Origin of the sequence: Kitasatospora sp. NPDC056076 (assembly GCF_042266305.1) — a bacterium.
Taxonomy (GTDB): domain Bacteria; phylum Actinomycetota; class Actinomycetes; order Streptomycetales; family Streptomycetaceae; genus Kitasatospora.
In genome coordinates this window covers 55336-76973 of sequence record NZ_JBHJWG010000025.1, presented here as the reverse complement: position 1 = coordinate 76973, position 21638 = coordinate 55336, and the positions used below count along the sequence as shown (strand labels likewise).

At 73.6% G+C, this 21638-nt stretch carries 21 protein-coding genes; 10 read left to right on the top strand and 11 right to left on the bottom strand.

Annotated elements, in window-relative coordinates; genetic code table 11:
• Window positions 1-6: 6 nt before the first annotated feature.
• Window positions 7-384, top strand: coding sequence for a DUF1844 domain-containing protein (locus ACFC1T_RS21565; RefSeq protein ID WP_360230223.1), 378 nt, complete (start codon window positions 7-9; stop codon window positions 382-384).
• Window positions 385-445: 61 nt separating this feature from the next.
• Here ACFC1T_RS21565 and ACFC1T_RS21560 read toward each other — a convergent pair whose 3' ends face one another.
• Complete coding sequence (locus tag ACFC1T_RS21560; RefSeq protein WP_375890885.1) at window positions 446-1219, bottom strand: SseB family protein; 774 nt, start codon at window positions 1217-1219, stop codon at window positions 446-448.
• A gap of 91 nt (window positions 1220-1310) precedes the next feature.
• Between ACFC1T_RS21560 and ACFC1T_RS21555 the strand changes: the two genes are divergently transcribed.
• The 3 genes from ACFC1T_RS21555 to ACFC1T_RS21545 all read left to right on the top strand — a co-directional run bounded on the left by ACFC1T_RS21555 (window position 1311) and on the right by ACFC1T_RS21545 (window position 4148).
• A complete protein-coding gene (locus ACFC1T_RS21555; protein WP_375890884.1) occupies window positions 1311-2522 on the top strand; it encodes an amino acid deaminase/aldolase in 1212 nt (403 codons plus the stop codon).
• Between the two features lie 58 nt (window positions 2523-2580).
• Window positions 2581-2982, top strand: a complete 402-nt coding sequence (locus tag ACFC1T_RS21550; protein WP_375890882.1) for a hypothetical protein — start codon at window positions 2581-2583, stop codon at window positions 2980-2982.
• Window positions 2983-3224: 242 nt separating this feature from the next.
• Complete coding sequence (locus ACFC1T_RS21545; RefSeq protein WP_375890880.1) at window positions 3225-4148, top strand: lytic polysaccharide monooxygenase; 924 nt, start codon at window positions 3225-3227, stop codon at window positions 4146-4148.
• Between the two features lie 147 nt (window positions 4149-4295).
• Here ACFC1T_RS21545 and ACFC1T_RS21540 read toward each other — a convergent pair whose 3' ends face one another.
• From ACFC1T_RS21540 to ACFC1T_RS21530, 3 genes are all read right to left on the bottom strand, one after another.
• Window positions 4296-5537: a DUF2510 domain-containing protein gene (locus tag ACFC1T_RS21540; protein WP_375890878.1), complete on the bottom strand. Its 1242-nt coding sequence runs from the start codon at window positions 5535-5537 to the stop codon at window positions 4296-4298.
• A 109-nt stretch (window positions 5538-5646) separates the two neighbouring features.
• Window positions 5647-6435 (bottom strand): 3-oxoacyl-ACP reductase, encoded by a 789-nt coding sequence (locus tag ACFC1T_RS21535; RefSeq protein WP_375890876.1) that lies wholly within the window; start codon window positions 6433-6435, stop codon window positions 5647-5649.
• Window positions 6436-6494: 59 nt separating this feature from the next.
• Window positions 6495-7895: a glutamine synthetase family protein gene (locus ACFC1T_RS21530; RefSeq protein ID WP_375890874.1), complete on the bottom strand. Its 1401-nt coding sequence runs from the start codon at window positions 7893-7895 to the stop codon at window positions 6495-6497.
• A 158-nt stretch (window positions 7896-8053) separates the two neighbouring features.
• Here ACFC1T_RS21530 and ACFC1T_RS21525 point away from each other — a divergent pair, with 158 nt between their 5' ends.
• Entirely contained in the window at window positions 8054-8782 is a 729-nt protein-coding gene (locus ACFC1T_RS21525; RefSeq protein ID WP_375890872.1) for a gamma-glutamyl-gamma-aminobutyrate hydrolase family protein, read from the top strand.
• 163 nt (window positions 8783-8945) lie between these two features.
• On the opposite strand, the gene ACFC1T_RS21520 is transcribed toward ACFC1T_RS21525, so the two are convergent.
• From ACFC1T_RS21520 to ACFC1T_RS21495, 6 genes are all read right to left on the bottom strand, one after another.
• On the bottom strand, window positions 8946-9695 hold the full coding sequence (locus ACFC1T_RS21520) for an SGNH/GDSL hydrolase family protein (protein ID WP_375890870.1): 750 nt from the start codon (window positions 9693-9695) through the stop codon (window positions 8946-8948).
• 35 nt (window positions 9696-9730) lie between these two features.
• Complete coding sequence (locus tag ACFC1T_RS21515; RefSeq protein WP_375890868.1) at window positions 9731-10942, bottom strand: beta-ketoacyl-[acyl-carrier-protein] synthase family protein; 1212 nt, start codon at window positions 10940-10942, stop codon at window positions 9731-9733.
• Window positions 10943-10992: 50 nt separating this feature from the next.
• Window positions 10993-11235, bottom strand: a complete 243-nt coding sequence (locus tag ACFC1T_RS21510) for an acyl carrier protein (protein ID WP_375890866.1) — start codon at window positions 11233-11235, stop codon at window positions 10993-10995.
• A gap of 14 nt (window positions 11236-11249) precedes the next feature.
• Window positions 11250-12680: an MFS transporter gene (locus tag ACFC1T_RS21505; protein WP_375890864.1), complete on the bottom strand. Its 1431-nt coding sequence runs from the start codon at window positions 12678-12680 to the stop codon at window positions 11250-11252.
• Between the two features lie 89 nt (window positions 12681-12769).
• A complete protein-coding gene (locus ACFC1T_RS21500; RefSeq protein WP_375890862.1) occupies window positions 12770-13675 on the bottom strand; it encodes a class I SAM-dependent methyltransferase in 906 nt (301 codons plus the stop codon).
• Between the two features lie 152 nt (window positions 13676-13827).
• The gene (locus ACFC1T_RS21495; RefSeq protein WP_375890860.1) at window positions 13828-14775 is read right to left on the bottom strand and encodes an acyl-ACP desaturase; all 948 of its coding nucleotides are present in this window, start codon (window positions 14773-14775) and stop codon (window positions 13828-13830) included.
• Between the two features lie 256 nt (window positions 14776-15031).
• Here ACFC1T_RS21495 and ACFC1T_RS21490 point away from each other — a divergent pair, with 256 nt between their 5' ends.
• The 3 genes from ACFC1T_RS21490 (at window position 15032) to ACFC1T_RS21480 (ending at window position 17585) form a co-directional block, all read left to right on the top strand.
• Complete coding sequence (locus ACFC1T_RS21490; protein WP_375890858.1) at window positions 15032-16111, top strand: cation diffusion facilitator family transporter; 1080 nt, start codon at window positions 15032-15034, stop codon at window positions 16109-16111.
• A gap of 83 nt (window positions 16112-16194) precedes the next feature.
• Complete coding sequence (locus tag ACFC1T_RS21485) at window positions 16195-17097, top strand: 5'-3' exonuclease H3TH domain-containing protein (protein WP_375890946.1); 903 nt, start codon at window positions 16195-16197, stop codon at window positions 17095-17097.
• Window positions 17098-17210: 113 nt separating this feature from the next.
• The gene (locus ACFC1T_RS21480) at window positions 17211-17585 is read left to right on the top strand and encodes a peptidoglycan-binding protein (RefSeq protein ID WP_375890857.1); all 375 of its coding nucleotides are present in this window, start codon (window positions 17211-17213) and stop codon (window positions 17583-17585) included.
• Between the two features lie 104 nt (window positions 17586-17689).
• On the opposite strand, the gene ACFC1T_RS21475 is transcribed toward ACFC1T_RS21480, so the two are convergent.
• Window positions 17690-20545, bottom strand: coding sequence for a DEAD/DEAH box helicase (locus ACFC1T_RS21475; RefSeq protein ID WP_375890944.1), 2856 nt, complete (start codon window positions 20543-20545; stop codon window positions 17690-17692).
• A 291-nt stretch (window positions 20546-20836) separates the two neighbouring features.
• Here ACFC1T_RS21475 and ACFC1T_RS21470 point away from each other — a divergent pair, with 291 nt between their 5' ends.
• Together ACFC1T_RS21470 and ACFC1T_RS21465 are read left to right on the top strand one after the other, a co-directional pair.
• Window positions 20837-21211 carry a hypothetical protein gene (locus ACFC1T_RS21470; protein WP_375890856.1) on the top strand — a complete coding sequence of 125 codons (375 nt, stop codon included), beginning with the start codon at window positions 20837-20839 and terminating at the stop codon, window positions 21209-21211.
• Between the two features lie 29 nt (window positions 21212-21240).
• Window positions 21241-21630 (top strand): ArsR/SmtB family transcription factor, encoded by a 390-nt coding sequence (locus tag ACFC1T_RS21465; RefSeq protein WP_375890855.1) that lies wholly within the window; start codon window positions 21241-21243, stop codon window positions 21628-21630.
• Window positions 21631-21638 lie beyond the last annotated feature (8 nt).

The window sequence follows — 21638 nt, the reverse complement described above, 5'->3', positions numbered from 1 at the left end:
CCCCCCTTGAGCAGCGAGCCCACCCAGACCCCCGGCACGGACGACGACGCGATCGGCTTCGACGACCTCACCCGCGACATCGCCGAGGTCCCGGCGGTCGAGGTGATCACCACCGTCGCGGTGCACCTGATGAGCGCGGCCGCGGTCAAGTGCGGTCTGGCCGAGGGCGGCGAGAAGGACAAGGACCTCGACGAGGCCCGCAAGCTGATCACCGCCCTCGCCGGGCTGGTCACCGCCGGCGCCCCGGAGATCAGCAACTTCCACGCCGCCCCGCTGCGCGACGGGCTGCGCTCGCTCCAGCTGGCCTTCCGCGAGGCCTCGCTGGTGCCGGACGCGCCGGGCACCGGGCCGGGCGAGAAGTTCACCGGGCCGGTGTACTCCTGATCGAGATCACAAAGGCTGGCACCTACCAAATTTGGTAGATGCCAGCCTTTGTGCGTCGTGCCTAGCGCCGGTACAGCGGCTCCCCCGGCAGCTGGGCGCTCGCCGGCAGCACCGCGAGGTCCAGCCCCCGGTCCAGCCGCACCCGCAGCACCGGATCCCCGGCCACCGCCCGGCCGACCCGCTGCGCGGCCTCCTGCAGCCCCGCCTGGTCCAGCGCCGGGTCGAACACCACCGCGAGCACCCCGTCCGAGTCCTCCGCCGGCGCCAGCACCCCGCCGGCCACCTCGGGCTCGGCCGCCAGCAGCGCCCGGACCGCCTCCCGCACGTCCGGGTCCCGGACCGGCGGCAGGTACGGCCGGTTCTCCGCCAGTGCCCGCAACCGGGCACCCGACAGCAGGAACGGCACCGGCCCGGCCGGGTCGATCACCAGGGTGTCGGCGCGCTCGGAGAAGGCGACCATCGCCGCCTGCGGAGCCGCGGTCGGCGCCGGGCGGGCATCGGCCCGCCAGCGGGCCAGCGCCGCCAGTGACGTGAAGGCCGGCAGCGCGCGGCGCCCGTCCGGGGCCTCCAGCACCGGGACGGCCATGTCACTGGACTTGTCGTGCTTGTGCCCGTGCTCGTCCACCTCGACCTCGCCCAGGACGGCCACGATCGGGACCATCAACCGGGTCGGGGTCAGTGCCGCCAGCACCTCGGGCTCCGCCGTACGGTCCTGCGACCAGCGGGCCAGCGCTGCCGTCAGGGCCGCGTCCGCCGTGCCGTCGTCGTCGGAGAAGCCGGGATTCGGGATGCTCTTGCCGACGAACGCCGGGTTGGAGAAGTCTTTGCGGTCCACCCCGCCGACCCTATGCCACCGGGCACCGCCACCCGCATTTCCGTGCACACAACCTCTACCCACGGGTAGCGCGCTGTGGCACCCTGCGCCCATGCCCATCCTCGTTGCGCGCACCCCTGTCACGGACCGGCACCGCTACGACCGGGCCACCGCCCATCTGGACGGACCGGTGGCCGTCGTGGACCTCGCCGCCTTCGACGCCAACGCCGCCGACCTGGTGCGCCGGGCGGGCGGCAAGCCGATCCGGGTCGCCAGCAAGTCCCTGCGTTGCCGGGCCCTGCTGGACCGGGCGTTGGCCGTGGACGGCTTCGCCGGGGTGATGAGCTTCACCCTGGACGAGTCGCTCTGGCTGGCCCGCACCGGCGTGCGCGACGTCCTGCTCGCGTACCCCTCCACCGACCGCGCGGGCTACGCCGAACTGACCGGCGACCAGGAGCTGGCCGAGCGGGTCACCGTCGTCCTGGACGACCCGGCCCAGCTGGACCTGATCGACAAGGCCCGCAGCGGCGACGCCGAGGTCCGGGTCTGCCTGGAACTGGACACCGCGCTGCACCTGTTCGGCGGCCGGGTCCGGGTGGGCGCCCGGCGCTCACCGCTGCGCACCCCGGAGGAGCTCGGCGCCTTCGCCGAACTCGTCCAGCGCCGGGCCGGGTTCCGGGTGGTCGGCCTGATGGCGTACGAGGGACACGTCGCCGGGGTCGGGGACCGGGTGCCGGGGCGCCCGGTGCGCTCCCAGGTGGTCCGGCTGATGCAGAGCCGGGCCCGGACCGAACTGGCCGAGCGGCGCGCGGCCGTGGTGCGGCGGCTGAGTCAGGTCACCGAGCTGGAGTTCGTCAACGGCGGCGGCACCGGCAGCGTGGAGTCCACCGTCGCCGAGCGGGCCGTCACCGAGGTCGCCGCCGGCTCCGGGCTCTACCAGCCGCAGCTGTTCGACAACTACCGCGCCTTCCGGGGCCGCCCGGCCGCCCTGTTCGGCCAGCCCGTGGTGCGCCGCCCCGGCGTCGGGGTGGTCACGGTGCTCGGCGGCGGCTACCCGGCCTCCGGCCCGACCGGACCGGACCGCGCCCCCGTGCCGTACCTGCCGCCGGGCCTGCAGTACGACCCGATGGAGGGCGCCGGCGAGGTGCAGACCCCGCTGATCGGCCCGGCCGCCGACGACCTGCTGATCGGCGACCGGGTCTGGTTCCGGCACGCCAAGGCGGGCGAGCTGTGCGAGCGCTTCGCCGAACTGCACCTGATCGAGGGGGACCGGATCGTCCGGACCGTCCCCACGTACCGGGGCGAGGGGAAGGCGTTCCTCTGACGGTTCGTCCGGCCCTGCCCTACCGTGGTGGCGACACGACGAACGACGAGGGAGCAGCATGGAAGCCGAGATCGTCCAGCAGATGGTGACGTCGGGTGCCTCTTCGCTGGCCGGGCTGATGGCCACCGCGGCCTGGCAGCAGGTCAGTTCGCGGGTCTCCCGGATGTTCGGGCGCGGCACGGAGGACGAGGCGACCAGCACCGAGCTGGAGGTGATCCGGGCCGAGGTGCTGGAGGCCGGCGACGACGAGGAGTCGCTGGCGGACCAGACGGCCGTGCTGCGCACCCGGCTGCGTCGGCTGTTCCGCGAGCACCCGGAGGCGGCGGGCGAACTCCGGGAGATCCTGGCGGAGTTCACCCCCCAGCAGGAGCCCGGCTCGACGTACGTCTACAACACGATCAGCGGCGGCAACAACGGAGACGTGATCCAGGCCGGCACCATCAACACGGTGCAGCGCTGACCTTTCCCCAGCCTTAAGCGGGCCCGATGGAACACCTAACCCCGGTGTCCCATCGGGCCTTTGTGCTGCTCGGGCGCCTACAGTCCGTCAATAACCGCATCACGCCGAGCTATTGCCTTATGGTCCAGACCAATCCTACGCTCTGGCCGGGGGTCCGCGATCCGGGCCGGCGGCCCCCGAACGGGCAGGCGTGTCCGCTCCCCCACACCCGCCCGGAACGACGGCCAAGGAGTCCCCACCCCATGTCCATCAAGCGAAGTGCCCTGTCCGTCGGCGTGGTCGGCGCCGCCGTCCTCGCGGTGGCCGCGACCACCGCCGGCACCGCCAGTGCCCACGGCACCATGACCGGACCGGTCAGCCGGATCGCCGCCTGCTACGCCGAGGGCCCCGAGCACCCGGTGTCCCAGGTCTGCAAGGACCTCGTCGCCGCGAGCGGCACCCAGCCGCTGTACGACTGGAACGAGGTCAACATCGCCAACGCCAACGGCAACCACCAGGCGCTGATCCCGGACGGCAAGCTCTGCTCGGCCAACCGCGACAAGTACGCGGCCCTGGACTGGCCCCGCACCGACTGGCCGGCCACCCCGGTCAGCGCCGGCAGCTTCACCTTCCAGTTCCGCACCACCGCGCCGCACGTCGGCACCCAGACCGTGTACATCACCAAGCCGGGCTACGACCCGACCAAGCCGCTCAAGTGGTCGGACCTCGACCCGACGCCGGTGGCCCAGGTGCAGGTAGACCGCACCGCCACCAACGGGTACTACACCTACCCTGGCACCCTGCCGCAGCGCACCGGCCGCCAGCTGCTCTACATGATCTGGCAGCGCAGCGACAGCCCGGAGGCGTTCTACAGCTGCTCGGACGTCGACTTCGGCAAGTCCGCCAGCGCGGCCGGGGCCCCGGCCGTCTCCTCGTTCGCCGCCCCGGCCGCGCCGAGCGACGCCCAGATCGCCGCCGACGCCCCCAAGTCCACGGTCGCCCACCACGGGCACGGCGGGGACCCGAACGCCCCGGCCGGCCAGCCCCTCCCGACCACCTCGGCGGCCGTGGGCGGCACCTCCGCCACCGGGCCGCTGCTGCTCGCCGGTGCCGCCGCGCTCGGGGTCGGCTGGGCGGGCATGGTGCTCCGGCGCCGTCGCGTCGAGGCTGTTCGACGCGACTCCTGACGCCGGACGGCGCGGGGCCGGGCCGGCCCACCCCCGTCCGGCCCGGTTCCGTGGCTCCACCGGCGCCCGCGCCGTGAGGTGAACGGCGACGGCCCGCCCGGGAGGGTTCCTCCCGGGCGGGCCGTCACGGTGTGAGGAGCGGGGGGCTCAGGTGGTGGCCGTACCGGAGACGTCCGGGCCGCCGTCCGGGCTGCTGCCGGACCCGGAGCCACTGCCGTTGCCGGAGCCGCCGCCCGCGCCGGAACCACCGCCCGCACCGGAGCCGGAGCCCGGCAGGCCGGGCAGGCCCGGGATCTTGCCCTTGAAGTCGGTGATGCCCTTCACGATGGTGTCCATCACGGCGACGTCCGGTGCCTTGTCGGCGATGTCGAAGCCGAAGTGCACCGAGACCAGCGCCTTGCCGTCCGCGGTCGGGAAGACCACGGTCTGGACGTAGCCGCTGTTGCCCTTGGCGGCGTCCACCTTCCAGCGGACCAGGTAGCCGTCCTGGCCGTTGACCTTCACGGCCTCGGACTTGAGCTCCTGGTGGCCGGTGACATCGCCGTAGGAGTCCTTGACGGCCTTGTCGATGTCGGCCTTCGCCGCCGCCTGGGCGTCGGTGCCGCCGCCGCTGATCCGGCCGGTGTTCACCCCGCCGAGGGTGCAGCTGTCGGTGCCGTCCGGGCACTTGTAGGCGCCGATGCTCAGCGCGGCATAGCCGTCGTTGGTGGTGCCCGCCTGCCAGCCGGAGGGGGTGGGCAGGGTGAGCCCGTTCACCAGGTCGATCGCCTTGTTGGCGCCCGGCCTGGACTTCCCGCTGCCGTTGCCGCTGCCGCCGCCACCGCCGGGGTTGCCGCTCCCGCCGTTGCCGCCGTTGCCACCGCCGCCGTTCCCGCCGCCGTTGCCCCCGTTGGCGCCGTTGCCGCCGCCGCCGAAGCCGGGGAAGCCGAACGGTCCGTCGCCGTTCGGGGCCGGCTGGTTGCGGGCGGCGCTGCGCTGCGGCCGACCGTTGTCGTGGCCGTCCATCGCCAGGTAGGTGATCCCCGAGCCGGCGCCCAGGCCGAGCACGGCGGCCACGACGGTGGCCACCACCAGCTTGGACGGCTTGCGGCGCGGCTTGCGCGGCAGCTCGCCGGGCGCGCCGGGCATCCCGTAGGCGGTGCCGAAGGGCGGCGGTTCCGGGTAGCGGACCGTCGGGCCGCTGTCCAGGACCTCGCCCTCCAGCACCCTGGGCTGTTCGGCCGTCTCCGGCCCCGGGGCCGCCGCGGCCGGGGACTCCGGCTGCGGGGCGTCCGAGGGTGCGGGCCGGGTGTCGGCCGTCCAGCCCTTGCCGTCCCACCAGCGCTGCGGTCTCGGGTCGCCGGCGTTCTTCGGGTCCGGGTACCACCCGGCGGGGATCTGCTCGCTCACAGAAAGAATCTAAAGGTAGCCGGATAAACGCGAAATCAGCGCAGCCGGGAATTCCGGAGGTTTTCGATGAGATTACGGTGAGAACCCCCGACGGGGCAGGGGCGCGGGCCTACAGCGGGGTGACGTACGCCCCGGAGATGCCGCCGTCCACCAGGAACTCGCTCGCGGTGATGAACGAGGAGTCGTCGCTGGCGAGGAAGGCCACCGCGGCCGCGATCTCCTCGGCCCGGGCGAACCGGCCGAGCGGGATGTGCACCAGTCGGCGGGCCGCGCGCTCCGGGTCCGCGGCGAACAGTTCGCGCAGCAGCGGGGTGTCCACCGGCCCGGGCGACAGCGCGTTGACCCGGATGCCCTCCCGGGCGAACTGCACGCCCAGCTCGCGGGACATCGCCAGCACCCCGCCCTTGGACGCGGTGTACGAGATCTGCGAGGTGGCCGCGCCCATCCGGGCCACGAAGCTGGCGGTGTTGATGATCGAGCCGCGCCCGTGCCGGCGCATGTACGGCAGTGCGGCCTTGCAACACAGGTAGACCGAGGTCAGGTTGACCTCCTGGACCTTGCGCCAGGCGTCCAGCCCGGTGGTCAGGATCGAGTCGTCCTCCGGTGGGGAGATGCCCGCGTTGTTGAACGCGACGTCCACGCTGCCGCAGGTCTCGTACGCCTCGTCGAACAGCGCCTCGACCATGGACGGGTCGGTGACGTCGGTGTGCACGAACAGCCCGCCGACCGCCTTGGCGGCCGCCCGTCCGCTCTCCTCGTCCAGGTCCGCGCAGACCACCCTGGCGCCCTCCGCGGCAAGCCGGCGGGCCGCGGCCAGACCGATCCCGCTGCCCGCGCCGGTGACCACGGCGGTGCGGCCGACCAGGCGGCGGCAGACGATGTCGTCCTGCTCGGTCATGGACCGTCACTCCTCGGTGTGGATGGGGACGTTCTCGGTCGGTTCGGTCATGTCCCGCCTCACATCCGTTCGAAGGAGCGGTAGCGCTCCCAGTCGGTGACGGTCCCGTCGTAGGCGGCCTGCTCGACCCGGGCCATGTTCAGGTAGTGCTCGACCACGTCGCCCCCGAAGGCCGTCCGGGCCAGTTCGCTGCCCGCCCACAACTCGGCTGCCTCGCGCAGCGATCCGGGCACCCGGGCGTACTCCTCCACCCCGTAGGCGTTGCCCAGGCAGGGCGCGGGCAGGTCGAGCTTGCGCTGCAGGCCGTCCAGTCCGGCCGCGATCATCCCGGCCACCGCGAGGTAGGGGTTGACGTCGCCGCCGGGCACCCGGTTCTCCATCCGCAGGGCCGGGCCGTGGCCGACCACCCGGTAGGCGCAGGTGCGGTTGTCCCGGCCCCAGGCGACGGCGGTCGGGGCGAAGGAGCCCGGGCGGTAGCGCTTGTAGGAGTTGATGTTCGGCGCGTACAGCAGGCTGAACTCGCGCAGCGCGGCCAGCTGCCCGGCCAGGAAGTGCCGCATGGTGTCGGTCATCCGGCCGTCCCGGTCGGCGAAGGCGGGGGCGCCGACGGCGTCGCGCAGCGACAGGTGGATGTGGCAGCTGTTGCCCTCGCGCTCGTCGTACTTGGCCATGAAGGTGAGCGCGCAGCCCTGTTGGGCGGCGATCTCCTTGGCACCGGTCTTGTAGACGCTGTGCTGGTCGCAGGTGGTGAGGGCGTCGGAGTAGCGGAACGCGATCTCGTGCTGGCCGAGGTTGCACTCGCCCTTGGCGGACTCGACGGTCAGCCCGGCGCCCGCCATCTCGTTGCGGATCCGGGCGAGCAGCGGCTCGACCCGGGCGGTGCCCAGCATCGAGTAGTCCACGTTGTAGAGGTTCGCCGGGGTGAGGCCGCGGTAACCGCCCAGCCAGGCCTGCTCGTAGGTGTCGCGGAAGACCAGGAACTCCAGCTCGGTGCCGATGTCGGCGCTCAGCCCGTACTCGGCGAGCCGGGCGAGCTGGCGGCGCAGCAGCTGGCGCGGGGCGGCGTCCACCGGGTGGCCGCCGTGCCGGGCCAGGTCGGCGGTGACCTGGGCGGTGCCGGGCTGCCAGGGCGTCAGCCGCAGGGTGCCGAGGTCGGGGCGCATCGCGAAGTCGCCGTAGCCGGTCGCCCAGGAGGAGAAGGCGTAGCCGTCCACGGTGTTCAGGTCGACGTCCACGGCGAGCAGGTAGTCGCAGGCCTCGGCGCCGTTCTCCGCGACCTCGTCGAGGAAGAAGCGGGCGGCGAACCGTTTTCCCTGCAACCGGCCCTGCATGTCGGTGAAGGCGAGCGCGACGGTGTGCACCTCGCCCGCGTCCACCAGGACCCGCAGCTCGTCCAGGGTCAGTGGCGGCCGGGGCCGCGAACCCGCGGGGGCGTTCTCGGGCATGGCGTTCTCGGGCATGCCGAAACCCTCCTCCTCCACGATCACTCTTCGAGATCAAGCGGTCACAGCGAACCGTACGGCCTGCGGCTCACGGGGCGGAAGAGGGCGGACGGGTGTGGCGCGCCGAGGCGCGTGATTGGCGAGGTACCGGACGGTACGGGAGGAGAATGCGCGCCATGGATCGCAGGCCTTTCATCGGTGTCAGCACCTACCTGGTGGACGCGAGTTGGAGCGACTGGCGCGGCCGTCGCGTCGCCCTGGTGCCGGAGCGGTACACCGCCTACGTGCAGGACTCCGGCGGGATCGCCGTCCTGCTCCCGCCCGACGCCCCCGAGCGCGCCCCCGAGGCCCTCGCCCGGCTCGACGCCCTCGTCATCGCCGGCGGACCGGACATCGACCCGGCGTACTACGGGGAACCCGCCCACCCGCTGACGGACGTCGACTCCCCGGAACGCGACGTCTGGGAGGTCGCCCTGCTGCGCGGCGCCCTGGCCGCGGGCATGCCGGTGCTGGGGATCTGCCGGGGCATGCAGGTGCTGAACGTGGTCTGCGGCGGGACGCTGGTGCAGCACCTGCCGGACGTCCTCGACGTGGACGTCCACGCGGGCACACCGGGGTGCTACGGCGCCCACCTGGTCCGCCCGGTGCCCGGCACGCTGGTCGGCGGCCTGCTCCCGGAGACCGAGCTGGAGGTGCCCACCTTCCACCACCAGGCCGTCGACCGCCTCGGCACCGGCCTGCGCGTCAGCGCCCTCGCCCCGGACGGCACGGTGGAGGCCGTCGAGGGCCCCGGCTTCACCATCGGCGTCCAGTGGCACCCCGAACAGGGCACCGACCTCCGCCTCATGCAGGCCCTCGTCCGCGCCGCCACCGCAGCTTCCCTGGACGCGGCCACCCTCGCCTGAAAGTGCGATCATCACCCTTGCGTGGAAGGGCAGTTGCGCAGGTTCTCCAGCCCTCCCGCGCAGGAAGTCGGTCTCGCCGACTTCCTGCGCGGAGTGCACCCGTTGGCCCGCGCCCCGGATGTGCCGGGGCGCGGGCCGTCGTTCTGCGGTGGGGGCGAGGGGGTCAGCGGGTGGCTGCTGGGGCGGGGGCGGGGAGGGGGAGGTGGGTGGCGGCGGTGAGGAGGGTGGGGAGCATGCGGGTGGCGTGGGTGGCGTAGCCGTGCGGGGAGGGGTGGATGCCGTCGGGGCCGAGGAGTTGGGCGGCGCGGTGGTGGAACTCGGGGCCGGAGGTGGGGGCGAGGTGGGCGTCGGTGCGGGTGGCGGTGCGGGTGTGGAGGCGGGCGAGGCGGGTGGAGCGGTGGTGGCCGATCCAGCGGACGGGGGTGCGGAAGCCGGGCGCGTAGCCGGGGTCGGGGCAGGGGACGACGACGAGTTGCCAGCCGGCCTCGCGGAGGGTGCGGGCGAGGTGGGCGTGCCGGCGGGCGGCGCGGCCGAGCGGGGCGGGCAGCAGGACGTCGTTGCCGCCGACGATCAGTACGGCGATGCCGGGCCGCAGCCGGGCGGCGCGCAGGACTTGGCGGCCGACAGCGGCCGTGGTGGCGCCGGCCCGGGCGTGGACCCGCAGGTCGACGGGTCGGCCGGTGCCCTCGGCGAGGCCGGTGGCGAGCAGGGCGCCGAGGGTCTGCTCGGGGCGGTGGGCGCCGAAGCTCTGGGCGAGCGAGTCGCCGAGCATCAGCAGGGTGAGCGGGTGGTCGGCGGCGTCCGGGGCGGAGCCGTACCGGCCGTCGGCGACCGGGACGAACCAGTCGGTGGGCGGCCGGTGGGCGAGTAGGCGCAGGTACAGCCGGGCGAGCCGGTGGGCGAGGCGGCGCATGGGGGGATGGACTCCGGGGTCGGGCGGGAGGGCGGTCAGGCGGCGGTGAGGACGACGGCGGCGTTCTGCCCGCCGAAGCCGCAGGAGACGGACAGGGCGGAGGGGGCGTCGACCGGCCGGGGCGCCTTGGTGACCACGTCGAGGCCGATGGCGTCGTCGAGCCGGTCGAGGTTGGCGGTGGGCGGGACCAGCCGGTGCTGGAGCGCGAGCACGGTGAGGGCCGCCTCGATGGCGCCGGCCGCGCCCATGGTGTGGCCGATCACGCTCTTGTTGGCGGTGACCGGCGGCGGCCGGCGGAAGACCTGCCGCAGGGCCGCCGCCTCGGCGGGGTCGTTGAGCGTGGTGCCGGTGCCGTGCGCGTTGACGTGCCCGATCTCCTCGGGTGCCAGCCCCGCGTCGGCGAGTGCCGCCCGTACGGCCCGGGCCAATCCGTCGCCGCCGGGGTGCGGGGCGGTGAAGTGGTGGGCGTCGCCGCCGGCGCCGTGCCCGGCGAGGTACCCGCGGACGCGGGCGCCGCGGGCCCGGGCGTGGTCGGTACGTTCGAGCAGCAGGACGCCCGCTCCTTCGCCGAGGACGAAGCCGTCCCGGTCGGCGTCGAAGGGCCGGGAGGCGCCGGCCGGGTCGTGGCGGCGGCGGGAGAGCGCGCCGAGGCGGTCGAAGCCGACGCAGGTCATCGCGGAGCGGGCGCTGTCGGTGCCGCCGGCCAGCACGAGGTCGCAGGTTCCGGCCCGGATCAGGTCGCTGCCGAGGGCGAGCGCGCTGGTGCCGGAGGCGCAGGCGGTGCTGACGACCAGGCCGGGGCCGAGGGCGCCGAGGTCGAGGCTGACCTCGCCGGCGGCCATGTTGGGGATGGAACGCGGGATCATCAGCGGGGAGATCCGGTCGGCCCGGCCCGCGGCGAGCCGGCCGTACTCGACCACGTGGGTCTGCACGCTGGTGGCGCTGACCCCGAGGACAACGCCGACCCGGGTGCCGTCCCAGTGCGCCGGGTCGAGCCCGGCGTCGGCGACGGCCTGGCGGGCGGCGACCACGGCCAGCTGGCTGAACCGGTCGAGGCGCCGGGCGAGCCTCCCGCCGAGCAGGGCGGGCGGGTCGAAGTCGGCGACCCGGCAGGAGAAGTCGACGTTCAGGCCGAGGAGTTCGGGGTCGGGGCGGGCGGTGGGCGCGGCGCCGAGGAAGTGCTCCCAGACGGCGTCGGCGCCGCTCCCGGCCGGGGTGACCAGGCCGAGTCCGGTGACGGCGACCATCGAATGGGACGGGGCCAGCGGACGGGACGGGGCAGAGGAACGCAGCGGGCTCAACTGACCGATTCCCGGGCCAGGGTGGCGTCCGCGTGGGCGGCGAGTTCGCCGAGGGTGCGGTCCGGGCCGATGTCGGCGACGGTGACGCCGAGCTTCTCCTCGACCACCAGGGAGAGTTCGACCAGGGCGAGGCTGTCGAGGGCGAGCGAGGCGAGGGTGGCGTCGGGGGTGACCACGGCCGGGGAGACGTCGAACTCGTCGATCAGGCAGGCACGGATCGTCTCGTAGCTGCTGGGCATGGTGAAGTTTCCTTTCAGCTGGGGGTGTTGAGGGTGTCGATGACGGCGGAGGCGGCAGTCCGCCGCCCGGGCAGCCGGGTCCAGGCCAGCGCGGCGCCGAGCAGGGCCACCGCCCCGCCGACGACGGCGGCTGCCGCCAGACCGTCGGTGAAGGCGGCCGGGTCGCCGGGGGCGGCGCCGGTGAGCGAGGTGGCGAGGACGGAGCCGAGCACCGCCACACCGAGGGTCGAACCGACCTGCCGGGTGGCGTCGTTGAGCGCCGAGCCGACCCCGGCCGCGCCGACCGGGACGGCGCTCATCACCACCTCGGTGGCGACCGGGGCGAGCAGCCCGGCACCGAGCCCGGCGAGGGCCTCGAAGAGCAGCACCCGCCCGTCCCCCGAGTCGGCGGCCAGCCAGCCGAGTTGGACGAATCCGGCGGCGATCAGCAGCAGTCCGCCGGCCGAGGGCACCCTGGCCCCCAACGGCCGTGCCAGCAGAGGCCCGAGGAGCGCGCCGACGGCGAGCCCCAGGGACAGCGGGACCATCCGCAGCCCGGCCTGCCAGGCGCTCAGGCCCCGCACCTGCTGGAGGTAGAGGGTGAGCAGGAACATCGCTCCGAACATCGCGAAGGACATCAGCGCGAGCGTGGTGGTGGCCGGCCAGACCGGCCCGCCGCGCAGCAGCCGGACCGGCACCATCGGTGCGGCGCAGCGGAGTTGGCGTCGCACGAAGGCGGCCAGCAGCAGGACGGCGATCGCGAAGGCGGTGAGCACGGCGGGGCCGGTCCAGCCCCGGCCGGGGGCCTCGATCACGCCCCAGACCAGGACCAGCAGTCCGGCACAGGACAGCAGCGCCCCGGGCCGGTCCAACGGCCGGGCCTCCGGCGCGCGGGACTCGGGGACGGCGACCAGGGCCGCCGCGCCGATCACCGCGATGACCGGGACGTTGAGCCAGAACGCCGACTGCCAGCCGTACCGGTCGACCAGCAGTCCGCCCGCCACCGGGCCGAACACCGCACCGACCCCGGCCACCGCCGCCCAGATGCCGATCGCCCGCTTCCGGGCGGCCGGTTCGCGCAGCACGTGCACCACGGTGGACAGGGTGGCCGGCATGAACAGGGCCGCGCCGAGGCCCATCCCGCAGCGCGCGGCGACCAGTTGGGCGGGCCCGGTACCGAGCGCCCCGGCGGCCGAGGCGGCCCCGCACAGCGCCAGCCCGGCGAGGAAGGCGCGCCGCCGGCCGTACCGGTCCCCCAGCGCACCGCCGGCCAGCACGCAGCCGCCCAGCGCCAGCGCGTAGCCGTCCACGATCCACTGGGTCTCGGCGAGGGTCGGGCCGAGGTCGGCGCGCAGGCCGGGGACGGCCACGTTGAGCACGGTGAAGTCGAGGCCGAGCAGGAACAGCGCGGCGCAGACCACCGCGACCGCCGCCCAGGCCCGCCGCGTGGTGGGCGGCGAGCTCACGGGTGCCGGGGCCGCAGGCGTCGAGCGCACGGGCGCCGAGCTCACAGGCATCGGGGTCGCAGGAGTCGGGCCCACAGGAGTCGGGGCCATCAGGCGGACAGCCGCAACGGCTCGTCGCGCCGCCGGAAGCCGATCCGGTACAGCGTGGCCGCGCCGCGCAGGAAGGTCACCTCGCTGGCCCGCAGGTAGCGCCGGTACCGCCGGTAGCCCTCGGGGCCGACCAGCTGCTCGGCCTGCTCGCGGGCCCGCAGCAGCCGGGCCGACCAGGAGGCGAGGGTGCGGGCGTAGTCCTCGGCGGAGGCGGTGAGGGCGACCACCGAGAAGTACGGGTCGCAGGCGGCGGCGATCTCACTCAGCCGGGGCAGCCGGGCGGTCGGGAAGACGTCGTTGCCGACGAAGTCGCCGATCGGGCCGGAGCCGTCGGCGGCGCCGTCGTAGGCGATGGTCTGCAGCGACATCCGACCGCTGGGGCGCAGCCAGCGGTGGCAGGCCGCGAAGTAGCGGGCGTAGCAGTCGAGGCGCTCGGCCCGGCTCATCCCGGCGGTGGCGAAGTGCTCGAAGGAGCCCATCGCCATGACGGCGTCGTACGGCCGGTCGGGGTCGTGGGCCTCCCAGCTCTCCAGTCGGGGTTCGACGCCGGGCAGGGCACGGGCGGCGAGGAACTCGTACTGGGCGCGGGAGACGGTCAGCCCGACGGCTTCGCGGACCCGGTCGTCGCCGCTCGCGTGCGCCAGCATGGCGCCCCAGCCGCAGCCGACGTCGAGCAGCCGCAGGCCGTCGCCGGGGCGGGCACCGACCAGGTCGAGGTGGTGGTCGAGCTTGGCCCGCTGGGCGCGCGGCAGGGAGGTGGCGTCGGGCGCGTCGCGGGGGATGCCGTCCCACTTGGCGGCGGTGTAGGCGAGGGTCTCGTCCAGCCAGAGGGCGTAGAAGTCGTTGCCCAGGTCGTAGTGGAACTCGATGTCGGCGGCGGTGGTGCCGGCCGTGGTGACGGTCATGCGGATCCTGTTCCGGGTGGTCCTGCGGTCCGGGCGGTCTGTCGGTCCGGGTGGTCTTACGGAGGTCCAGGTGGACTTGCGGGGGCCCGGGCGGTCTTGCGGAGGCCCGAGCGGCCTTGCGGGCCCTACGGAGGCCCGGGCGGGCGGTGCTCTCAGCCGGCACCGGCCCGGCGGGCCCGGACGGCGAGGGCCTGATCGCGGCGCTCGACGAAGCGGGCGGCCCGCGCGTCGGTCCGTGCGAGGTGGGCGGCGATCCGTTCGCGGGCCTGTTCGCCGGTGGGGCCGAGCCCGGTCAGCTCGGTCACCCGGAGGGCGCGCAGCAGCGGGACGAGCACCTCGTCGTGGTGCACCCGCAGGTCGTAGACGCCGGCCACCGCGATCTCGGCGGCCAGTCGGCCGAAGCCGGGCATGGCCTGGCCCGGCATGGCGAAGTCGCGGATCGTGGTGTCGAGCGTGACGAGCACCTGGTCGGCGTCCACCTCGACTGCCGCGCGCAGCAGTTCGCGGTAGTAGACCATGTGGAGGTTCTCGTCCTGGGCGATCCGGGCGAGCAGCCGCTCGCAGACCGGGTCGCCGCTGAGCCGCCCGGTGTTGCGGTGGCTGACCCGGGTGGCGAGCTCCTGGACGGCGGCGTAGGCGACCACGCCGAGCACCCCGTCGAGCTCGGGGGCGGTGCCGGCGGCGAGGTGCGCCATCCGGGAGCGCTCCAGCGCCACGGGGTCGACGGCGCGGGCGGCGTGCAGGTAGCCCCGGATGGCGGCGGCATGGCGGTCCTCCTCGGCGGTCCACCGGTGCAGCCAGGCGCCCCAGGCGCCGTCCCGGGAGGTCCGGCTGCCGATGGTCCAGTGGTAGCCGGGCAGGTTGTCCTCGGTCAGCAGGTTGACGACCAGGGCGGAGCGCACGGCGGGTGCCAGCGCGGACTGCTCGGGGCGCCAGGGCTCGCCGCCCAACGGGCCGTCGAAGTCCCGGCCGAGGCTCCAGGGGACGTACTCGTGCGGGAACCACTCGCGGGCGGCCGCGAGATGACGATTCATCAACTCCTCGGCAGTGGCTTCGAGTTCGGAGAGCCAGCGGGCGGTTTCCGCGGTAGCGATCTTCACGGGCCATGATCGTCGCGGACCGGCGCGCGGCTGCGCAAGCCCGCCTCACCCGTTCAGGTGACCCCGGGATCACGGCCCTGACCTGGGTCTATGCCACCGGCAATCCGGGCGCCGAGCGGCCCGACACGCGGCGCGTGAACGGCAACGACAACGGTCACCAGTACAGCCTTTGGATCTTTGTCGATTCTGCGGTTCACTTCGAGTGCGGGCGATCGCACCCCGTCACCACCCACCCGTGCGTCCAGAGAGGACTTCGATGGCCGGGCACGAGCATTCCCACGATGATCATGCGCATGACCACCAGAACCCGAAGGGCCACGGCCACGGAGGGCACGGCGGCCACGCGCACGGCCACGGGGGCCACGGCGGCCACTCCCACGGCGTCGCCGCCGACGCCGACCGCCGCTGGCTGGTCAGCGCCCTCACCCTGATCGTCGTCTTCATGGCCTGCGAGGTCGTGGTCGGCTTCGCCGCCCAGTCCCTGGCCCTGATCTCCGACGCGGCGCACATGCTCACCGACGCCGCCTCGATCGTGCTCGCCCTGGTCGCCATGCGGCTCTCCGCCCGCCCGGCCCGCGGCGGCTACACCTACGGGCTCAAGCGCGCCGAGATCCTCTCCGCCCAGGCCAACGGCGTCACCCTGCTGATCCTCTCCGCCTGGCTCGGCTACGAGGCGATCACCCGGCTGATCAGCCCGCCCGAGGTCACCGGTTCACTGGTGCTGGTCACCGCGCTGATCGGGATCGTGGTCAACCTGGCCGCCACCTGGTGCATGTCCAAGGCCAACCGCAGCTCGCTGAACGTCGAGGGCGCCTTCCAGCACGTGCTCACCGACCTCTACGCCTTCATCGCCACCGCCGTGGCCGGTGCGGTCATGCTGACCACCGGCTTCGCCCGGGCCGACGCGATCGCCTCGCTGATCGTGGTGGCGCTGATGCTCAAGGCGGGCATCGGGCTGGTCCGGGACTCCGGGCGGATCTTCCTGGAGGCCGCCCCCGCCGGGATCGACCCGGACGCGGTGGCCGACCGCCTGGTCACCGAGCCGCTGGTCGAGGAGATCCACGACCTGCACATCTGGGAGATCACCTCCAACCAGCCGGCCCTGTCGGCGCACATCCTGGTCACCCCCGGCGGCGACTGCCACGCCGTCCGGCGCGAACTGCAGCGCCGGCTGTCCGAGGAGTACGGCATCACCCACAGCACCCTCCAGGTCGACCACGTCGGCGAGGACGAGGCGGGCGCGCTGCTGCAGATCGCCGGCCCGGGCGAGTCGGCCGCCGAGCACTGCGCCGACGCCCACGGCCCGGTGCACCGCGCCGGCCCGCACGAACACTGAGCGCGAACGCCGAGCACGAACGCCGAGACCGCCGTTCGTCGTCGCGGTGCGGCATGATCTGACTCGTGACCGCACCGCGACTGATGCTGCTCGACTCCGCCAGCCTGTACTTCCGGGCCTACTACGGCGTACCGGACTCCCTGCGCTCGCCGCAGGGGGAACCGGTCAACGCCGTCCGCGGCCTGCTGGACTTCATCGCCCGGCTGGTGCACGACCACCGGCCCGAGGAACTCGTCGCCTGCATGGACGCCGACTGGCGCCCCCAGTGGCGGGTGGACCTCGTCCCCTCGTACAAGACCCACCGGGTCGCCGAGGCCGCCGTGGACGGCGAGGAGGAGGTCCCGGACACCCTCGCCCCGCAGGTGCCGGTGATCGAGCAGGTGCTGGACTCCCTCGGCATCGCCCGGGTCGGCTGCCCCGGCTACGAGGCGGACGACGTGATCGGCACCCTCACCGCCCGCGCCACGGGCCCGGTGCAGATCGTCACCGGCGACCGCGACCTGTTCCAACTGGTCGACGACGAGCGGCTGATCACCGTGCTGTACCCGGTCAAGGGGATGGGCAACCTCCAGGTCACCGACGACGCGGTGCTGCTGGAGAAGTACGGCGTGCGCGGCGACCGGTACGCCGACATGGCCGCCCTGCGCGGCGACCCGTCCGACGGCCTGCCCGGCGTCAAGGGCATCGGCGAGAAGACCGCCGCCCAGCTGATCAACGAGTACGGCGACCTGGCCGCGATCCGCGCCGCCGCCCTGGACATCGGCTCCCGGCTCACCCCGGCCCGCCGCCGCAACATCGTCGAGGGCGCCGCCTACCTGGACGTCGCCCCCACCGTCGTCCGGGTCGCCCAGGACGCCCCGCTCCCGGACTTCGACCCGGTCCTCCCCCGCGAGCCCGCCGACCCGATGACGCTGGAGCACCTCTCCGCCCGCTGGGGTCTCGGCACCTCCCTGGAACGCGTCCTGGAGGCCCTGGCCACCCGCTGAGCCCGCTCCCCGCCGGCGACCTGTCGGCAGCCAGCCAGCGACCTGTCGGCGGGCAACGGTAGGGTTCGGGGAAACTGATGATCAGTTGTATGTTTCCGAACTCGGGGGGTCCCTTGAACACCGTCTCCGTCAAGCGCCGCGGCGCGTTCCTGCTCGCGGCCGCCGCCCTGGCCACCGTCGGCGTCGCCGGCACCGCCCAGGCCGTGCCCAACTCCGGCTCGCTGTGGGTCGGCTACGGCAAGAGCAACACCTACGCCAGCGTCAAGTGCGTCCAGCTCATCTCCAACAGCCTGCACTACCAGACCGGTTACCACACGGTCGACGTGGACGGCTCCTTCGGCCCGGAGACCTACGGCGCGATCGTCGCGCTCCAGAAGTGGGCCAGCCTGGACCCGGACGGCGTCGTCGGCCCGCGGACCGGCGACGTCATGATCGAGGCGACCAAGGACAGCTACCACTGCTACTCCTCGCTGCCCACCCTCAAGTAGGCACCGGCACCCAGCACCGCAGGGGCCCGCACGTTCCCTCGAACGTGCGGGCCCCTGCGCGTTGCCGGCGGCCGGGCCCCGTCCGGCCGGACAGGGCCTAGCCCCTAGCCCACCGAGGAGTAGGCGATGATGCCGCGGCGCAGGCCGTCGACGGCCTTGCGGGCGGTCCTGCGGAGTTCGGCGTCCTCGCCGGCCGCGTCCTGGATCTGGCCGAGGACGTCGATCAGCTGCTTCGTCCAGCGGACGAAGTCGCCGGCCGGCATGTCGGCGTCGCGCAGGACCTGGTCCAGGCTGTGGCCGAGCGCCCAGCGGTAGGCGGCCCAGGCGAAGCCGAGGTCGGGTTCGCGCTGGCCGACGCCTTCGGCGGTGTTGATCCGGTGCTGCTCCTCCAGGGCGTCCAGGTGGCCCCAGATCCGGACCATCTGGCCGAGCGCCTCCTTGGCCGCGCCCTCCGGCACCCGGGGGGCGCCGGCGTCGTCGGCCTGCCGCGACTCGAAGACCAGCGCCGAGGCGCAGGCGGCGAGTTCGGCGGCGGCGAGGCCGCTCCAGACGCCCTCGCGGATGCACTCGGAGGCCAGCAGGTCGAGCTCGCCGTAGAGCCGGCCGAGCCGCTTGCCGTCGTCGGTGACGGTGTCACCGCTCAGGTAGCCGAGGTCGGTGAGCAGGCCGCAGACCCGGTCGAAGGTGCGGGCGATGGTGTGGGTGCGGGAGCGCATCCGGCGTTCCAGCAGTTCGGTGTCGCGGTGCAGCCGGTGGTAGCGCTCGGCCCAGCGGGCGTGGTCCTCGCGGTCGGAGCAGCCGTGGCAGGGGTGCTGGCGCAGCTCGGTGCGCAGCCGGGTGATCTCCGGGTCGTCGGCGGCGGCCGCGCGGCCGCGCCGGAACCGCTCGGGCTCCAGGTGGCCGGCCTTGGTGCGCAGCGCCGAGGCGAGGTCGCGCCGGGACTGCGGGCTGCGCGGGTTGAAGGACTTGGGGATGCGGACGCGTTCGACGGCGACCACCGGGTGCGGGAAGTCGATCATCGCGAGCCGCTTGACCTGCCGCTCCGCGGTGAGCACCACCGGGCGCGGGCCGTCCTGGAAGTCGGGGTGGCGCGGGCCGCCCCGGCCGGAGCGGCTGACCGGCGGCAGGCCCGGGTCGAGGACCAGGGCGAGGCCGGCGAACTTGCCGGTGGGGACGTGGATGACGTCGCCCGGCTTGAGCTGCTCGATGGACTCGACGGCGGCGGCGCGGCGCTGGCTGCTGCCCTCGCGGGCCAGCTCGTTCTCGCGGTCCTTGAGCCGGCGGCGCAGCTCCATGTACGCGTCGAAGTCGCCGAGGTGGCAGGTCATCGACTCGCGGTAGCCGTCCAGCCCCTCCTCGTTGCGCTGCACCTGGCGGGCGATGCCGACGACCGAGCGGTCCGCCTGGAACTGGGCGAAGGAGGTCTCCAGCAGTTCGCGGGAGCGGTGCCGGCCGAACTGGGAGACCAGGTTGACGGCCATGTTGTAGGAGGGCCGGAACGAGGACTTGAGCGGGTAGGTGCGGGTGCCGGCCAGGCCGGCCAGCGCCTCCGGGTCGAGGCCGCGCTGCCAGAGCACCACGGCGTGGCCCTCGACGTCGATGCCGCGCCGCCCGGCCCGGCCGGTGAGCTGGGTGTACTCGCCGGGGGTGATGTCGGCGTGGGTCTCGCCGTTCCACTTGACCAGCTTCTCCATGACCACCGAGCGGGCGGGCATGTTGATGCCGAGCGCCAGGGTCTCGGTCGCGAAGACGGCCTTGACCAGGCCCTTCACGAAGAGCTCCTCGACCACTTCCTTGAACCGGGGCAGCATCCCGGCGTGGTGGGCGGCGATGCCGCGCTCCAGTCCGTCCAGCCACTCGAAGTAGCCGAGGACGTGCAGGTCCTCGTCGGGGATGTCGGCGCAGCGCTCCTCGACGATGGCCCGGACCACGGCGCGGTCGGATTCCTTGTTGAGCCGCAGGCCGGAGCTGAGGCACTGCTGGACGGCGGCCTCGCAGCCGGCCCGGCTGAAGATGAAGGTGATCGCGGGCAGCAGGCCCTCGGCGTCGAGCCGGTCGATGACGTCGACCCGGCCCGGCGTCCAGACCTTGCCGGGGCGGCCGTTGGGCATGGAGCGGCCCCGGCCGCGGCCGAACCGGTCGCGCGGGTTGCGGTCGAGCTCGGAGCGGGCGAGCCGGACCAGCTCGGGGTTGACGGCCTTGCCGGGGTTCTTGAGGCTGTGCTTGGGGCGGCCGTCCCGGTCGGGGTCGGCGAACAGGTCGTACATCCGGTTGCCGGCCATCACGTGCTGCCACAGCGGGACGGGGCGGGTCTCGGAGACGATCACCTTGGTGCCGCCGCGGACGGTGTCCAGCCAGTCGCCGAACTCCTCGGCGTTGGAGACGGTCGCGGAGAGCGAGACGAGGGTGACCGACTCGGGGAGGTGGATGATGACCTCCTCCCAGACGGCGCCGCGGAGGCGGTCGGCGAGGTAGTGCACCTCGTCCATCACGACGTAGCCGAGGCCGTCGAGGGTGCTGGAGCCCGCGTAGAGCATGTTGCGGAGCACCTCGGTGGTCATGACCACCACGGGGGCGTCGCCGTTGACGGAGTTGTCACCGGTGAGCAGGCCGACCTTGGCGGCGCCGTAGCGCTTGACCAGGTCCCCGTACTTCTGGTTGGAGAGCGCCTTGATCGGCGTGGTGTAGAAGCACTTGCGGCCGCCCTGGAGGGCCAGGTGCACGGCGAACTCGCCGACGATGGTCTTCCCGGAGCCGGTGGGGGCGGCGACCAGGACGCCGGAGCCGGCCTCCAGCGTCTCGCAGGCCTCCAGCTGGAAGTCGTCCAGCGGGAAGTCGTACAGCTGCTGGAAGCCGTACAGGGCGGTGGCCTGCTCCTTCGCCCGGCGACGGCTGGCCGCGTACGCCTCGGCGGGGCTGAGCTCCTGGTCTTCCTGGGGCTCTGGATCGGGGGTGTTCATCGCCGTCCGGGTGTGGTTGGTGTGATCTCGCATCTCAGCGAGAGGTTACCCGGGAGGAGTGACATCGATAGCACCGTTTTCCGAGGCACCGTTTTCAGAGCCGGGAGATCACTCCTCTCTCAGATCCATAGTTGCAAATGTCTTCAAGTGATCAGAGTCCGGCAAGATCCGAGCGACTCCGGTCATTCGCGGTGGAGTCCGGGATTCGCTCCCTACCTTCGTGAGCCAGGGCCGCGAGCGACGCGATCACCGCGTCGTCCCCGGCCACCGACTCACGGGAGGACCGCCACGATGGCGAACCTGGAGACGTCCCTCAAGGACTCCATGTCGATCGACGGCGCGATCGGCGTCGCCCTGGTCGACTACGGCAGCGGCATGGCCCTCGGCACCCTCGGGGACGGCGGCGAACTGGACCTCAACGTCGCCGCGGCCGGCAACACCGACGTGGTCCGCGCCAAGATGCGGGCGATGGAGGCGCTCAACCTGCTCGACAACGAGATCGAGGACATCCTGATCACGCTGACGCACCAGTACCACATGGTCCGGCCGATCACGACGCCCAGCGGGCGCGGGCTGTTCCTCTTCCTGGTGCTCCACCGCAACCGTTCCAACCTGGCGATGGCCCGCCACCGGCTCAAGCAGATCGAGCTCTCGCTGGAGATCTGAGCCCGCCGACACCAGGGAAGGGGGGCCTCGTGACGATCGGAGTACCTCCCGGCCGACGGCCGGGGGAGCTGTACCAGGCCAAGGCCGAGTTCTTCCGGATGCTCGGCCATCCCGTCCGGATCCGGGTGCTGGAGCTGCTGCAGGCCGGACCGACACCCGTCCGCGGACTGCTCGCCGAACTGGAGGTGGAGCCCTCCAGCCTGTCCCAGCAGCTCGCGGTGCTGCGCCGGTCCGGCATCGTCACCGCCACCCGGGACGGCAGCACCGTGGTCTACGCGCTGGCCGGCGGCGACGTCGCCGACCTGCTGCGAGCAGCCCGGCGGATCCTCACCGGGCTGCTCGCCGACCGCGACCTGCTGCTCGCGGAGCTGCGGGCGGCGGGCGACCAGGGCCCGGCCGGCCCCGCGCCCACTCCTTGAACAGGGGC